The organism is Paracoccus xiamenensis (assembly GCF_011308835.1).
Taxonomy (GTDB): Bacteria; Pseudomonadota; Alphaproteobacteria; order Rhodobacterales; family Rhodobacteraceae; genus Paracoccus; species Paracoccus xiamenensis.
Map to the genome: position 1 here is coordinate 515,764 of NZ_JAAOHY010000001.1, position 14,931 is coordinate 530,694.

Sequence of the window (14,931 nt, forward strand, 5' to 3'; positions counted from 1 at the left end):
GCGCGACCGTTGTGGGTTGCGCCGTCAGGCTCGGGCAAGCTGGGGCAGCAGCCAGATGCCCTCGGCCGGGGTCTGGCTGACGGTCAGCTGGCAGCCATAGGCCCGAGACAGCAGCGCGTCGGTCATGACCTCGGCGGGGGTTCCTTCGCCCAGCACCCGGCCGCCCTGCATCAGCAGCACGCGATGGGCGAACATCGCGGTCAGGTTCAGGTCATGCATGACCGCGATCACCCCGCCGCCCCGACGCGCGTAATCCGCCGCCAGCCGCATGACCGTCAGCTGATGCGCGATGTCGAGGCTGCTGACCGGTTCGTCCAACAGCAGCCAGCGCGGGCCATCCGCCGCCCGCGGCCGCCAGACCTGCGCCAGCGCGCGAGCCAGCTGGACGCGCTGCTGCTCACCCCCCGACATTTCCTGATACAGCCGCCCGGCATGGCCGGGCAGATCGACCGCCGCCAGCGCGTCGCGGATCAGCCCGTCGCGCGCGGCTTCGGGGCCGGGATGCGCGGTCAGACCGATGCGGACGATTTCGGTCGCGGTGAAGGGAAAGCTCAGCACCGTCTGCTGCGCCAGCACCGCGCGGCGGGTGGCCAGTTCCGGCGGTGGCAGCGTGGCGATATCGGCCCCGTTCAGGGTGACGCGCCCGGCGGCGGGCGACAGCTCGCCCGTCAGCGCCCGCAGAAGCGTCGTCTTGCCCGAGCCGTTGGGGCCGATGATGGCGGTGAATTGTCCCGGCTGCGCGGCCATCTGGACCGCGTGCAGCACCTCGACCCGGCCCAGGCGGACGGTCACTTGATCGGCAATCAGGCTCATCTGTCGACCACGCTGCGATTGGACAGCAGCACCCACATGAAGAAGGGGCCGCCGATGACCGCGGTGATGATGCCGATGGGCAGTTCGGCCGGGGCGACGATGCTGCGGCTGATCATGTCGGCGATCAGCAGCATCGAGGCGCTCAGCAGCGCGGAATTCACCAGCAGCCAGCGATGATCCGGTCCCGCCACCATGCGCAGCAGATGCGGAACGATGATGCCGACAAAGCCGATGCCGCCGGAAATCGCCACCGCTGCACCGGTGGCGGCGGCGGTGACCAGAACCGCGCCGGTCTTGACCCGCTGGACGCGGATGCCGACATGGGCGGCGGCGGCCTCGCCCAATGCCAACCCGTTCAGACCATGGGCAAGGCCGGGTGCCGCGATCAGGGCCAGCAGCATGACCGGCCCGGCGGCTGCCAGCTTGGTCCAGCTGGACCCGGCCAGCGAGCCCATGCCCCAGAAGGTCAGATCGCGCAGCTGGGTGTCATCCGCGGCATAGATGATCAGCCCCGACAGGGCCGAAATCATCGCCGCCATGGCAATCCCTGCCAGCAGCATGGTCACGACCGAGGTACGCCCCCGCCGTGTGGCGATGCCATACAGCACCAGCATCGCGATCCAACTGCCCGAAAATGCCGCCAGCGGCACCAGATACCAGCCGACGACCGCCAGCATCGCGACCGGCAGCCAGCCGCCCAGCACGATGGCCGAAATCGCACCCAGCGAGGCACCCGCGCTGACGCCCAACAGCCCCGGATCGGCCAGCGGGTTGCGAAACAGCCCCTGCATGATCGCGCCCGAAACCGCCAGCGCCGCACCGACCAGAATACCGGTCAGCAGGCGGGGTAGGCGGATGTCGAACATGACCACCCGGTCGGTCGCGGCGATCTCCTGTCCCGAAAACCAGTTCATCAGCACCGCCGGCGCCGATACGCCCGAGGCTCCGCTGCCCAGTGAGATCAGCGACATAACGGCCAGCAGCAGGATCAGCCAAAGCGCCAGACCGCGCCCCAGATGGCGGCGGTCCCCCGCCAGCCTTTCGCCGGGCCGGTACTCCAGCGCCACCATCAGCCGTCCCCGTAAATGGCGTCATGCAGTTCCAGCGCCGCTTTGCCGGTGCGCGGCCCGAACCCCAGCAGATACAACCCGTCCATGCGGATTACCGCGCCGTTCCGGGCGGCGGGTGCCGTCGCCAGCGCAGGCAGGGACAGCAGTTCCTCATTCGCGACATTCAGGCTTTCGCTGCCGCCGCCGCGTTCCATGGTCAGGATCACGTCGGGCGCTGCCGCGGTGATCGCCTCGTCCGTCAGAGGCTTGTAGCCGTTGATGCCCTGAATGGCGTTTTCGGCCCCGGCCATGCGGATGATCGCGTCGGCCTCGGTTCCCTCGCCCCCGGCCATGACCCGGCCGCCCTGCAGGGTCAACACGAACAGGACGCGCTTGCGCGCGGCCTCTTCAGGTTCATCCGCCAGCCGCTCCAGATCGGCCTGAAGGGCAGCAACCGGGGCTTCTGCTGTCTCGGGCACGCCAAGCGTGTCGGCCACGGCCTGAATCTTGGCAATCAGCGCTTCGCCATCGGTGCCGCTGCCGATGGTTTCAAAGGGGATGCCGGCATCGCGCAGCAGGGCTATGACCTCGGGCGGGCCGGCGCCTTCCTGCGCCAGGATCAGGTCTGGCCCGACCGACAGCACGCCCTCGGGCGAGAGCGCCCGCATATAGCCCACATCCGGCAGCTCCATCGCCTCGGCCGGATAGCTGGAGGTGGTGTCGCGCGCGATCAGCCGTTCCTGCTGGCCAAGCGCATAGACGATTTCGGTGACCGAGCCGCCAATGGCGACGATGCGCCGGGCGTCGGGATGCGGATCCGGGCGGGCGGGACCGGCGACAAGCAGCGCGGTCAGCGCGGCAACCGCCGGCAGCAGAAACGCCGGGCGCAGATCGAGGGGAAGGCGCTTGCTGGCAGTTTGCATCACACGCCCTCCAGCAGGGAAAGATCGTCCAGCAGCGCGGCCCAGCTTTCGGCATTGCCGCCCTTGTCCGGGCGCATACCGAAGCATTGGAAGATCAGATTGCCCTCGGCGTCGAACGCCTCGACCGACAGGGCCGGGCCGCGCTTGGTCGGCTTGTCGACCCGCCACACCTCGGCGATGTGATCGGCACGCAGATGCAGGTTGAAGCGCGGGTCCAGCACGTTTTGCCATGGCCCCATCGGCTTCAGGCTGTGGATGGTGCCGGAATGGATCTCGATGCAGCCCATATTGCCGACAAACAGCATGACCTTGTGGCCCTCGGCCAGAATACGCTCCAGCATGACCTGCACGGCCGAGACCGCCAGCGGACGGGCCAGCGGCGCGCCGGCCAGGCGGTAAGCGCCCAGCCGGTTCATCTTCAGACGCCGCACCAGCGCGTTGAACTGGTGGGTGTCGGTCATCCTGACCCATTCCTCGCGCAGGGTCTCGGCCCGGTCCTCGGCGAGTTTCGCGCCTTCCGGTTCGGCGCGCGGCTGGAAGGCCGAAAGCCCCTGCTGATCGGGCAGCGCCAGATCGCTGCGCAGCGCCTGCCACGCCGCCAGGTCCGACGTTTCGCGCAGAAACACCTTGTGGACGGCGTCACCCGCCGCATCGAACACCTGGATCGACCGGCGCAGCCCGTCCTTGACCTCGGTTTCCAAAGCATAGGCATGGGCCCAATGGCGCGGGAACATGCGCATGTCGATATCCGCGCCCAGCGTCATCGCCGCATGTTCGCCATCGTGGAAATCGGTATAGGTGCCGACCTTCTCGATCACGCAGGACCGGTTGCGGGTCAGCGCCATCACCTCGCCCAGCGTTGCGACCGCCGGGATCAGCCGCCCGAGCGTCGGGTCGATACGTACGGCGCCATACCCCAGATCGGCCTCGACCAAGGCCGCCTCGGGCAGGCCAAGCTGTGCTGCAAGATCATAGGGCCGGATCGTCGCGTCACGTTTCAACGCGCGCAGTCTGGCCGGGGTCAGGTCATTCATAGGGTGCCTCAGTCACTGTTGGAATCGCCGGGTGGAGATCCGCATTATTCTTGACGTTTTCTATCAGGATTCGTAAAGGGTGCAAGATGCCAGCACCTGCGCCGGCGCCCCTAATCAACCGCGCCAACGCAGGAACCATCAATGCTCAGGAAGTCCGCCACCTACCCAATCCTTCTGGGAACCACAATTCTCGCCAGTGCGGCCGCAGCGCAGGACGCGGCCGACACTTATGTGCTGGACCCGATTTTCCTGAGCGCGGGGGTGGAAAAGGTTGCCTCGTCGGTGCCGCAATCGGTCAGCGTCGTGGACGCGGAAGGCTTGGAGGAACTGGCCCCCGGCAGCATCGGCGACGTGCTGGCAACCGTGCCCGGTGTGGCCGGCGTCGGTTCGTCCAGCTTCTTCGGGCAGGGCTTCAATATCCGTGGTTTCGGATCGTCGGGCAGTGCCGCCTCGGAAGCCGGCATCATCCAGATGATTGATGGTGAAGAAAAATATTACGAAAGCTATCGTCAGGGATCGCTGTTCGTCGAGCCGGATTTCCTGAAGCGGGTCGAGGTGCTGCGCGGGCCGGGGGCCTCGACGCTGTATGGATCGGGGGCGCTGGGGGGCATCATCTCGATGGAGACGATCGACGCCGCAGACCTGATCCCGGAAGGCGAAACCAGCGGCGGGAGGGTCAAGCTGGGCTATGCCTCGAACCCGGATACGGCACTGGGCAGCATCGCATGGGGCTGGCGTCCGGTTGAGGATCTGGAACTGCTGGCTGCCTTCGCTTATCGCAGCCTCGGCGAAAGCGAGGATAGCGACGGCGATACCATCGTACGGTCGAATTCCGACACGCCGAACCTGTTGCTGAAGGCGCGCAAGACCTTCGGCGAACATTATGTCGAGCTGTCCTATCAGCACCTGGAGGCCAAGGGCGAAGACCAGGACTTCAACCAGTTGGAAGGCGCGCAGATCGGTGCCTTCGGGCCGTTCTTCCCGGGCTGGGGCGTCGGCGACATCACCACCCGCGATCAGGTCGCGCGGTTGGAATGGGGTTGGAACCCGGCCGATAACCGCTACATCGATGCCAAGGTGACGCTGTCCTACACGAACACCATCAAGGATGTGAAACAGGGCGACAATGCCGACGAACCGATCATGGGCAGCCTGCTGGGTCGGCGCGAATATGCGCTGTGGCGGTTGCGGGGGCAGAACACCGCCGATCTGTCAGGCGCGGGATACAGCCATTTCCTGACTGTCGGGGCAGAGACCTTCAGGCAGGACCGGACCAGCACCACGACCTCTTCGTCACACCCCGAAGGCTATACCCGCTCGGCTGCGGTCTTTGCCTGGTCGGAACTGGAATGGAACCGGCTGACCGTCAACAGCGGTCTGCGCTATCAGAAGCAGCGGACCGAACCCAAGGACAGCGTGACCGTCAGTGACGAACGGGTCGACGCGGAATCGGTCGAACCACAGGTCGGGGTGATGTATCGGCTGAACGACGACTGGTCGGTCTTCGGCTCGATCGCCTTCGTCAAGCGGATGCCGACCGTGGACGAACTGTATGACGGATTCGGTGGCGGCGCGGCTTCGCCCGATTTGAAGGACGAGAAGGGCAAGAATATCGAGGTCGGCCTGAGCTATCGCAGCGATGATATCTTCATGGCCGGCGACGAGGCAGCGATGAAGCTGACCCTGTTCCGCAACCATATCGACGACATGATCATGCGCACCAACATGCCCGCGCCAGAGCCGTCCTATGTCAATATCGACCGCGCCTATCTGCGCGGCGGCGAGCTGGAGGCCAGCTATCTGACCGGCGGTTGGCAATTCGGCGCGGCGGTCTCGGTTGTCGACGGCGAGGATCAGGACGGCGAGGTGCTGGATACGCTGCCCAATGACCGCGTCGTGCTTTCGGCCAGCTGGCAGGCCAGCGACAGCTGGAAACTGGGCGCGCGCAGCATTCTGGCCAAGGGTCGTGAAAAGCCCGATGACAGCCACCGTGGCGGCTACGGCGTGCATGATATCTATGCGATCTGGACGCCGCAGCAGGGCGCGTTGCAGGGCGTTTCGGTCAATATGGGCGTCGATAACGTCGCCAATCGCGACTATACGCCCGCCACCTATCTGACCGGTCCGGCGCCGGGGCGGAATTTCAAGATCTCGCTGTCCCGGCGTTTCTAGGGCGGTGAGGCATCGCCCCGAATCCTGAAAACGGCTGCATGAGACCGCCGGATGCCCCTGCCGAACGCGGGGGCATCTGCATATGGCCGGCAGGAAACTTCGCCATGGTCGGGCGAGTATCTGAAATAGTTGGCTCGCCCCCGCACGTTCAGCTTTGGGGAAGGGGGGGCGAGGTCTGAAGCCGGGTCGGCTTGTGACGGGGATGATACGGCGTTCTCCGCCAACGCTGTTTGCTGCCATTGGCGCGCGCCCGGCTTGCGGCGCAAACATCCCGGCAGGTCAGGGATGATGAGCCGCCGTTAGAAAGCGGCCCACCATTTTCTGCCATCAGACGCTGACGGTTTCACCATCGGCGGGCACCAGAAGGTTATTCTCGAATCCGTTCGCCTTGGCTTGGTCGCGCAAGGTCTGCCGGCTGAGGATGCAGTGATTGATCGCCTCCATATGGCTTGCGATCAGCATGGCATTCGGCGCAGCGCGATGGACGGCAATGGCATCGTCCACGCCCATGATGATCGGATCATAGCCCATGAATACCGCATGGCCGATGTTCAGGACGATGGCGTCGGGATGGTGCCGGTCGATTGCGGTTTGAACGTGGTCGTTCCAGATCGTGTCGCCCGCGATGTAAAGGGTCGAATATTCCGGGTGGCTGAAGACGACGCCGCAGACATCGCCCAGCGGAATATCGGCCAGCGTTTCGTCGGTTCCGTGCTGACCGCCGGTCTTGGACAGGCGAATGCCGTTGAACGCGGTTTCTTCGGTCAGCACGCGGACATCGGTAAAGCCGTCAGCGCGAATCTTGTCCGCGTCTTCCTGGTTCTGCGCGAAAAGCGGTTTGTCCTTTGGCAGCGCGGCCTTGGCCGCGTCGTCCCAGTGATCGATATGCAAATGCGTGACAATCACCGCATCCACCGCCACAAGCTGCTCCACCGAAAGCGGAAGCGGCACGAGCGGGTTTGCAAACTGGCTGCTTGCAGAGCCGGCAAATCCCGGGATCGCCCCTTGGTCAGCAAAAAGCGGGTCGATCAGGAATTTCGTCCCGGCATATTCAACCACAAGCGTGGCATTGCGGACCTGGGTGATCTTTGCCGGTTTTTTCGTCATCGTATTCGCCATCAGGGAGGAGGTGGTCATTACGGAAGCGGCCACGATTGCGCCGCCGCTGGTCGCCAGAAGCTGTCGCCGCGACAGGCTTGTGCGTTTTTCATTATCCATCTGGGTCATGCTTTCATTTGCAAGCTTCTCATGCAGAAGCGTCACATGACTTAAGGGACCGCGGCGGCCCAGACAGGTGGCGCAACCGACAAATTGCGGGTCGATATCGCCATGACGGTCTTGCCTTAGACGCGAAAGCGCTTTCGATAGTCTCCCGGAGACAACCCGATGATGCGCGTGAACACTTTGCGAAAAGCGCCGGGGTCACCATAGCCCACCTGCCAGGCGATCTGGTCGAGCGACTGGGTGCCGGTCTGCAACAGATCCTGCGCCCGGCTGACACGGATGCGCTGGAAATACTCGGTCGTCGTAAGCCCCGTGGCCTTTTTGAAGCGCCGCAGAAAGGTTCGGCCCTCCAGCCCTGCGACCTCGGCCAGTCGTTTTAAGTCGGCTTCCTTGGCGCCAGTCTTTTGCAGCCAATGCTGAACCTTCAAGATTGCCGCATCGCCATGGTTCAGGCGCGGCGCAAAGGTGCTGTAATAGCGCTGCTCTCGGTGGGGAGGGTCCACCAAAAGCGCTTTGGCCGTCTTAATCATGATCGCTGTGCCAAGAAGCCGGTCCACAAGGCGCAGGCTGACATCAATCCACGACATCGCGCCGCCGCCGGTGATGATGTCGCCATCATCGACCGTGAGCTGGTCGAGATCGAGCGAGACCTTCGGAAACCGCGCCCGCATCTGTTCGTCGAAGGTCCAGTGCGTCGTAATGCGCCGATTGTCGAGCAGCCCGGTCTCGCCCAGAACGAATGATCCGGTGCAGATCGAACCCAGCGCCGCGCCCGCTGCATGATGATGCTTCAGCCAGGGAACATAGCGCTGTGCGACCTTGGGCGAGATCGGCGTGCCCAAGGCTGGCGGCACGATCACCACCGCAGGCTTGTTCGCCGCTGATGGCACGGTGTCAAAAATGCGCGTCGGTTGATCCTCGTCTGCGGCCAACTGCCAATGGCTGATCCTGATGGATCGCGCTGCTCCCGCGCCGCTGACGAAATTGGCCGTTTCGAACAGGTCGGTCATCCCCAGAACTGCCGCCATCTGGACCCCCGGATAGATCAGCAAACCGATCTCCCGCAACGCATCATCAGACATGGCAATATCACCCCGCAATATGTCGTCCGCGCCACTTTTTAGGGTGATGGCAGAGAAATATCTAGGCCAGGACAGAGTTTGGCGGCGTTCGTTGACGCATGTGCGCACCGGCCGATTGCAGTGAAAGACAAGATGATGAGCATATTTGGCGATGGCCGCACAGTGATCTGGCGGCTGACAGTCGCACAAGCCCTGGTTGGCGCGCATTCGACAACGATCTTTGCCACCGGCGCCGTTCTTGGGGCAAAGCTGGCGCCCCAACCCGCGCTGGCGACCCTTCCGGTTTCGGTGATGATGGCGGGAATGGCAGGCAGCACATTGCCCGCCGGCGTGCTGGCCGAGCGCTTTGGCCGCCGGGCTGCCTTCATGGTCGGTGCCATGCTTGGGATTCTCAGCGGCCTGCTTGGCGCCTATGCGATCATGGTGCAGTCTTTCGCGCTGTTCTGCATGGCGACCTTGCTGGCCGGGGCCTTTGCGGCCATCGGCATGACCTTTCGCTTCGTGGCCGCGGAATGCGTTCCCGCGAACGCAAAACCCCGCGCGCTTGCCACCGTGCTTGCCGGGGGCGTCGCCTCTGGCCTGCTGGGCGGGGAACTTGCCACTGCAACCATGAATGCCGTTCCCGCTCACCAGTTTGCCGGATCCTATTTGGCTGCCAGCGCAACGGCACTCGCGGCAGGGGTGATGCTTCTGGGCGTTGGTGGAAAAGGCGCTGCCTCAACCGAGCGCGGCCAAGGTCGCACCATCACGCAAATCATGGGCCAGCCGCTTTTCCTCGTCGCCGTCACGACGGGCGCGATCATCTATTTGCTGATGAATTTCCTGATGACGTCGGCCCCGCTTGCCATGAGGATGCACGGGCTGGCGCAGCATCATGCCAACACCGCCGTGCAATGGCATGTTGTTGCCATGTTCGCGCCCAGCTTCGTTGTCGGTTGGCTGATTTCCCGTTTCGGTGCGCGCTGGATCACGGCAAGCGGGCTGGTCATTACCGGTCTTGCCGCAATCATCGGTCTGGCGGGCGAGACGCATATGCACTTTCTTCTGTGCCTCATCGTGTTGGGGATCGGCTGGAACTTCGGTTTTGCAGGATCGTCGTCAATGATCCTCGACACGCATCGCCCGGAAGAACGGGCGCGCGCGCAGTCGGCCAATGACTTCATCGTGTTTGGCACGGTCATGATCGGCTCTTTCCTGTCGGGGGGCGTTCTGACGACTTATGGCTGGTACGTCGTCTGCTGGCTGACCTTTCCGCCGCTGGTGATCGCATTGGCCGCGCTGGCGCTGTTTCAGCAGGCACCCGCGCCCCAACGGGTCCGCGTCTGAGGGTGGCCCTGTTCAGGCTTTGGCAACATTCGGACTGTTGCAGATTTCGCGATATCGACCGGGCGAACAGATTGATCGCCCGCCATGGCGTTACGCGATCCCGATTTCATACCCCAACGTTACTTGACCTGAGGGCAGTTTCTGGCGACCAACGCGCATTCTATTAACTGTGGCGCGCCGATGTCCCGACCCTACCACTCGATTGCCGATGAAATTGCCGATGCGCTGAGCCGCTTTGCCGGGCTGACGGCGTTGCGTGATCGGCAGCGAAGCCTGACCTATGCCGAGCTGGGGGGCTTTATTGCTGCCGCAAGACCGACCCTTGCGGGGCATCGGGCGGTGGGGGTTTACGGTGTGCCCGGCGTTCTTTTCGGCGCGGCCGTCACTGCCTGCGTGGTTGACGGACGGCCATTCGTCCATCTGGATCCCGCAATTCCCAAGGCTGTGCTGGCCAATATCCTGGCCGAGCTGGGTATTTCACTGATCCTGGCCTCGCAGCCGCCAAAGCCCGGCCAGCTTCCGCCCGATTGCCGGGTGGTGGATGCGTCAGCATTTCTGGAAAGCGCACCGGCAGAGATCAAGGCCGCGCAGGTTCAGCCCACCGATTCCATCTATCTGGTCGCCACATCCGGCACGACGGGGCGTCCCAAATGTATTCCGGTCACGCATGATGCGGCCCTGCTGTCTTATCACTGGCGCGAGGAATACGCCCCCTATGCCCCAGGCATGAAGGTTGGCGTCTATATCTTTGCCATATGGGAAATGCTCCGCCCGCTGCGCTTTGGTGCCGAAATCTGCTTTCCGCGCGCAGAGGAGCTTTTATCGCCGCAGGGGTTCGTGGCGTTTCTGTCGGATCACGAGATCCACGAGATGCTGTTTACTCCGTCCTTTCTGGAAAAAATCCTCGGCCCGGTCGAAGCCGCCACAGGGGCCTTGCTGCCCCTGCGCCGGATCATCCTGAACGGAGAGGTGGTTCACGACCGCCTGATCGCGCAGGTGCAGGCCAAGCTGCCACAGGTCACCTTGTGGAACCTTTACAGCATCTGCGAAACCCATGACATCTGCATGTCCCTTGTAACGGGGCAGTCGGACGGGCAACCGGGCATCACCGTCGGCAAGGCGATGCCGCATTTGCGCGCGGTGGTGCTGGATCATGACGATCAGCCCTGTCCGCCCGGCACTGCCGGCCTGTTGCATTTCGAAGGCCCGCGCATGCTTGGGCCGGGCTATGTGGACCGCCCCGAGGAAACGGCCCGCCGCTTTCGCGAACTGGTCATCGAGGGCAAGGCGGTACGGCTTTACGATACCGGCGATCAGGGCATCGTCGATGATGACGGCCAGATCACCGTGCTGGGCCGGGTTGCCCATATGCTGAAGCTGCGCGGCCACAGCATCCAGACGGCGGAGCTGACGCAGACCATGGCCGGGCTGATGGAGTTCGGGCAGGCAATCCCTTGGGTGCGCGATATGGGCGGCGGCGATCAGGCGCTGGTGCTTTATTACACCGCGGATGCGGATCAGATGGCGCGGAACGCCGAACGCTGGCAGATTTCGGGAACGCGCTTGCCCGAGCCGCTGATCCATGCTTTGCGCCAGCTGCTGCCGAGCTATTGCATCCCTTCATATCTGGTGCATCTCGATGAGATCCCGATCCATGGGGTGTCCGGGAAATGCGACTACAAGGCCTTGCCCGAAATTGCCGCCCATGCCGCCGGGCCTGCGGTCGATGGTGTGCCGCCAGTGCTGGCAGAGGTCGCGCGGATCATGCGCTGCGATGCGGCTGCACTGGACCCGGCGCAGTCATTCCACAATTCGGGCGGCGATTCCCTGATGTGTGTCGATCTGGTGCTGGCGCTGGAAAAAGCATATGAGCGCCGCGTCGATTTCGACTGGGCGCTGAACCTGCCTCTGGCGCGGCTGCATCAGCTGCTGACCCAGCAAGGTACCGCAAATGCGGTCCGCATCGACCGCCCCGGCATCCTGCTGACCGGCGCGACAGGGTTTCTGGGCGGGCATGTCTTGCGCGCGGCATTGGATCACCTGCCATCTGATCAGGTCGTTTACTGCCTGATCCGGCCCGGAAATCGTGATCCTCATCGGCGACTGGACGGCATGCTGTCGGCTGCGGAAAGGGAACGGGTGGTCGTCATCGCGGGTCAGATCGACGATCCGCATTTTGGCTGCGATCCCGCGACCCATGCCCAGCTTGCGCAGCAGGTGCATCAGGTCATCCATTGCGCCGCGACGGTCAATCTGGCCGTTGATCGCGCGCAGATGGAGGAATGGTCGCGCGCCGGGATACGGAACGTTCTGCAATTCTGCCACGACGCGGGGGCGGACCTGCGCTTTTCATCCTCGACCGCGGTGTTTCCCGAAACCGGCGGGCCGTTCCCGGAAGCGCCTGCACAGCTGTTTCCCGGCTGTTCGGGTTACGGCGCGGCCAAGATCGCGGCCGAGGCCGAAATTGCGGCCTCGGGTGTGCCGGCGGCATTGGTGCGGCTGCCCTCGATGTATGATCTGGACGCGCCGAACCCGCGCGATATCTGCGAAATCGTGCTGGCGGCCTGTCGCGACATCGCAAGCATTCCGCATGGGCTGACCTTCCCGATGACGGATGTACGCGCGGCGGCGGCGTTTCTGGTTGGCTTGCCCAAGGCGCGCGGGGTTTCGTGGTACAATCTGGTCGCCGACGACCGTATCGCCCCCGATGGTCACGGGCTGCAAAGTATTCCACCCGCCGACTGGCTGGTGCGGGCACCCCTGACAGATGCGGTGCGACGACTTATTGCCGCCGATCCGCTGATTCTGGCGGCGGATGCGCAGTTTGACACCGCCGCCGCCGCCGCCGCTTTGCCGGCGTGTTTCGCCGCGCTGTGCAACGCGCCTGCGCTGATCGCGCGCAGGCTTTACCAAAGAGAGCCGGCGTTGATCTGATGATCGGTCATGGTGACCGCACGCGCGGCATCGCTGACCAGATAGGCGACCAGCCCGGCGACCTCCTCGGGCTGGACCAGCTTGCCCTGCGGATTCGAGGATTCGTATTTGGCGCGCACCTCGGCCAGCGGCGCGCCCGCAGCGACCTCGGCGTCGATAAAGGTCTTCAGCATCTCGGTCTCGACCCAGGTCGGGCTGACGCTGTTGCAGGTGACGCCTGCGGCCGCGCCTTCCAGTGCGACGCAACGCCCCAGACCCAACAGCCCCGCCTTTGACGCACAATAGGCCCCGTTCAGCGCCATGCCGTGATGCGCGGCGACCGAGGCGATATTGACGATCCGCCCCCATTTCTGCGCCATCATGCCGGGCATGACCTCGCGGATCATCTTGAAAGAGCCGGTCAGGTTGGTGTCGATGGTATCATTCCAGATCTGATCAGCGTGGCCCGCAATGGCCGCTTCTTCATAGACGCCCGCCGCATTCACCAGAATATCCACCCGGCCATGGGCCTTGATGACCCCTGCGACAAAGGCATGGCAACTTTCGGTCTGGCGCACGTCCAACTGGTCAACGCTGATGCGATCCCCGAATTCTGCGGTGATGTTGCGCGTCAACTCGGGCACCGCGCCGCGCCGTGCGCCGATGGCCACCGTCGCCCCATCACGCGCCAGCCGCGCTGCGACCGCGCGCCCGATCCCGCTTAACCCGCCCGTAACTATCGCGACCCGGTTCGCCGTCTGCATCATTCCACCTGTCCTCTGTTTTGCGGCCTTGCGGGGCCGGATTGCAAAAAACTGGCAGAAAGGTCCAGCCTTCAGGCCCGAAATGGCTTTGCTGTACAAATCCAACTGGTGAATTATCTCGTGAATCGTGTGTGGTAGCTGTTGGTCGTGACAAGTTGGTCCCCGACACAGAACTGACCTTCGCAGAATGCAGGGCGGAAGCAACGCGGTTCGCGTTCAATCTGGCTTGATCCGGAGACGGTTTGGATACCGTCGCGGACAGGAAAAGGGGGGCGGCAGGAACTCAGTTACGTTTTTGGCCGATGATCCAGACCGGGTGATAGGTCAGCGTCACACCTGCGGGGCCACCAAAGCGCTGCGAATAATCCGCCGAGAACTGCGCAAGGCGAGATTTGCTCCACACCCCTTGCGCCTTTCCGTTCACGCCGGTCTTCCGCAGGTGATCAAGAACGCACCGTGGCGTGGGAAAGTGCATTTCCCGAATGCGCTCGCCGGTGACGAAGACATCCAGTTCGTCCTTCAGCGCGGCCGCCATATCCGCGAGGGATTGAAGACCAGGCGCACCGGCATGTGACCCCAGATGTGCCAGTTCACGGTACTGTTCCGGGCCAAAGCCGGAAATGGCCAGCCAACCGCCCGGCGCAAGCGCTCTGGCCGCCCGTTGCAGAAGTCGCGCCGGGTCGGGCAGCCATTGGATCATTGATGCCGATGCGATCAGTTGGGGTTTTTCCGGCCAATCCATTTGCAGCGCATCGCCACACAGAAATGTTGCTCCTGCTGCCTTTGCTGCGCGCGCGGCCTCGGGCGAAAGGTCGTTGACCGTTAATGCCCGCATTTCGAAATTTGAACATAAGCGCCGCGTCAGGTGGCCGGTGCCGCAGCCCATCTCGAACGCCACGTCGAAACGCTCTGGCGCGCCGCTGTCACGCAAATCCTGCACAAGCCGGTTCGCGATCCAGGCCTGTTGGCTGGCTGCATCGTCATAGCTTGAATAGCTGCGGCTGAAGCTGCGTTGAACGCGGGGGGCGAGATCCCGGCTCATTCGATCCACTCCGCCCAGCTTTGGCCGACGCGAAACGGCACATGTGGGCCGGGGATATGGCAGACGGCCTCGCGCTGCCTTGTCCATGCGAGTTCTTGCGCGGCAGTGGGGATGATCCGGTCCTTTTGCGGGATCCAGATGCGATCAAAAGCCGTTTCCGGGGCGGGGCCGCGGTCGAGCACAGAAAGAAGCTCGGTCCGGGCGCTCTCGATATCAAGGTCGGGGGCAGGGCTGCCCAATCCCGCGCGCAGGCAAAATTTGGCAAAGCTGGCGGCACTTAAGCCCTCTGCGGTCGCGCGGATGATGTCCGGGGCGATACCCCTTTCCGGGTCGGCGGGAAACAGGGTGCCGCTTATGGCGACGCTGCGGGCGGGTCGTGTTCCAGTCATCGACATCCAATGTGCAGCGGCGGCGACGCCAAAGGAAAACGCAACGAGTGTAATGTGGTCGAATGCGCGCAGCTCGGTCAGCGGGTCGTCCAGCTGTCGATAGTCGTCGACAAACAGCACATCCTGCCCGCCGGACAGCCTCAGGAACGGGGCCGGGCCAAGCGCCCAACCGCCAAAGACCAGGATCATTGCCCCATGTC

Annotated in this window: 12 protein-coding genes; 3 read left to right on the plus strand and 9 right to left on the minus strand. The window is 63.8% G+C overall.

Annotation, left to right across the window (positions count from 1 at the left end; translation table 11 throughout):
- Positions 1 to 24: 24 nt before the first annotated feature.
- The 4 genes from G7044_RS02580 to G7044_RS02595 are packed head-to-tail and all read right to left on the minus strand — an operon-like array spanning position 25 to position 3,819.
- Positions 25 to 813 (minus strand): heme ABC transporter ATP-binding protein, encoded by a 789-nt coding sequence (locus tag G7044_RS02580; RefSeq protein WP_166325498.1) that lies wholly within the window; start codon positions 811 to 813, stop codon positions 25 to 27.
- On the minus strand, positions 810 to 1,883 hold the full coding sequence (locus G7044_RS02585) for a FecCD family ABC transporter permease (protein WP_166325502.1): 1,074 nt from the start codon (positions 1,881 to 1,883) through the stop codon (positions 810 to 812). The genes G7044_RS02580 and G7044_RS02585 overlap by 4 nt, the downstream gene beginning before the upstream one ends.
- Positions 1,883 to 2,785, minus strand: a complete 903-nt coding sequence (locus G7044_RS02590) for a heme/hemin ABC transporter substrate-binding protein (protein ID WP_166325505.1) — start codon at positions 2,783 to 2,785, stop codon at positions 1,883 to 1,885. The genes G7044_RS02585 and G7044_RS02590 overlap by 1 nt, the downstream gene beginning before the upstream one ends.
- Entirely contained in the window at positions 2,785 to 3,819 is a 1,035-nt protein-coding gene (locus G7044_RS02595) for a hemin-degrading factor (RefSeq protein ID WP_166325508.1), read from the minus strand. Before G7044_RS02595 ends, G7044_RS02590 begins: the two co-directional genes overlap by 1 nt.
- Before the next feature lie 141 nt (positions 3,820 to 3,960).
- Here G7044_RS02595 and G7044_RS02600 point away from each other — a divergent pair, with 141 nt between their 5' ends.
- Positions 3,961 to 5,991, plus strand: a complete 2,031-nt coding sequence (locus G7044_RS02600; protein WP_166325511.1) for a TonB-dependent receptor domain-containing protein — start codon at positions 3,961 to 3,963, stop codon at positions 5,989 to 5,991.
- 327 nt (positions 5,992 to 6,318) lie between these two features.
- Here the strand turns inward: G7044_RS02600 and G7044_RS02605 are convergent, their stop codons facing one another.
- Complete coding sequence (locus G7044_RS02605; RefSeq protein ID WP_235931110.1) at positions 6,319 to 7,209, minus strand: MBL fold metallo-hydrolase; 891 nt, start codon at positions 7,207 to 7,209, stop codon at positions 6,319 to 6,321.
- A gap of 125 nt (positions 7,210 to 7,334) precedes the next feature.
- On the minus strand, positions 7,335 to 8,297 hold the full coding sequence (locus G7044_RS02610; protein WP_166325514.1) for a GlxA family transcriptional regulator: 963 nt from the start codon (positions 8,295 to 8,297) through the stop codon (positions 7,335 to 7,337).
- Positions 8,298 to 8,429: 132 nt separating this feature from the next.
- Between G7044_RS02610 and G7044_RS02615 the strand changes: the two genes are divergently transcribed.
- Both G7044_RS02615 and G7044_RS02620 read left to right on the plus strand, forming a co-directional pair.
- Positions 8,430 to 9,623: an MFS transporter gene (locus tag G7044_RS02615; protein ID WP_166325517.1), complete on the plus strand. Its 1,194-nt coding sequence runs from the start codon at positions 8,430 to 8,432 to the stop codon at positions 9,621 to 9,623.
- Positions 9,624 to 9,803: 180 nt separating this feature from the next.
- The gene (locus G7044_RS02620; protein WP_166325520.1) at positions 9,804 to 12,557 is read left to right on the plus strand and encodes an AMP-binding protein; all 2,754 of its coding nucleotides are present in this window, start codon (positions 9,804 to 9,806) and stop codon (positions 12,555 to 12,557) included.
- Here the strand turns inward: G7044_RS02620 and G7044_RS02625 are convergent.
- From G7044_RS02625 to G7044_RS02635, 3 genes are all read right to left on the minus strand, one after another.
- On the minus strand, positions 12,530 to 13,303 hold the full coding sequence (locus tag G7044_RS02625; protein WP_166325523.1) for an SDR family NAD(P)-dependent oxidoreductase: 774 nt from the start codon (positions 13,301 to 13,303) through the stop codon (positions 12,530 to 12,532). The genes G7044_RS02620 and G7044_RS02625 overlap by 28 nt on opposite strands.
- Positions 13,304 to 13,583: 280 nt before the next feature.
- Positions 13,584 to 14,231 carry a methyltransferase domain-containing protein gene (locus G7044_RS02630; RefSeq protein WP_166325526.1) on the minus strand — a complete coding sequence of 216 codons (648 nt, stop codon included), beginning with the start codon at positions 14,229 to 14,231 and terminating at the stop codon, positions 13,584 to 13,586.
- A 107-nt stretch (positions 14,232 to 14,338) separates the two neighbouring features.
- On the minus strand, positions 14,339 to 14,920 hold the full coding sequence (locus G7044_RS02635; protein ID WP_166325529.1) for a pimeloyl-ACP methyl esterase BioG family protein: 582 nt from the start codon (positions 14,918 to 14,920) through the stop codon (positions 14,339 to 14,341).
- Between the last annotated feature and the right edge of the window lie 11 nt (positions 14,921 to 14,931).

Excerpts from the sequence above, each read along its gene's own strand:
- G7044_RS02635 (WP_166325529.1), bottom strand. The coding sequence starts at position 14,920 with ATGATCCTGGTCTTTGGCGGTTGGGCGCTTGGCCCGGCCCCGTTCCTG.
- G7044_RS02605 (WP_235931110.1), bottom strand. The coding sequence starts at position 7,209 with ATGGATAATGAAAAACGCACAAGCCTGTCGCGGCGACAGCTTCTGGCG.
- G7044_RS02590 (WP_166325505.1), bottom strand. The coding sequence starts at position 2,785 with ATGCAAACTGCCAGCAAGCGCCTTCCCCTCGATCTGCGCCCGGCGTTT.
- G7044_RS02600 (WP_166325511.1), top strand. The coding sequence starts at position 3,961 with ATGCTCAGGAAGTCCGCCACCTACCCAATCCTTCTGGGAACCACAATT.
- G7044_RS02620 (WP_166325520.1), top strand. The coding sequence starts at position 9,804 with ATGTCCCGACCCTACCACTCGATTGCCGATGAAATTGCCGATGCGCTG.
- G7044_RS02585 (WP_166325502.1), bottom strand. The coding sequence starts at position 1,883 with ATGGTGGCGCTGGAGTACCGGCCCGGCGAAAGGCTGGCGGGGGACCGC.
- G7044_RS02610 (WP_166325514.1), bottom strand. The coding sequence starts at position 8,297 with ATGTCTGATGATGCGTTGCGGGAGATCGGTTTGCTGATCTATCCGGGG.
- G7044_RS02615 (WP_166325517.1), top strand. The coding sequence starts at position 8,430 with ATGATGAGCATATTTGGCGATGGCCGCACAGTGATCTGGCGGCTGACA.
- G7044_RS02580 (WP_166325498.1), bottom strand. The coding sequence starts at position 813 with ATGAGCCTGATTGCCGATCAAGTGACCGTCCGCCTGGGCCGGGTCGAG.
- G7044_RS02595 (WP_166325508.1), bottom strand. The coding sequence starts at position 3,819 with ATGAATGACCTGACCCCGGCCAGACTGCGCGCGTTGAAACGTGACGCG.
- G7044_RS02625 (WP_166325523.1), bottom strand. The coding sequence starts at position 13,303 with ATGATGCAGACGGCGAACCGGGTCGCGATAGTTACGGGCGGGTTAAGC.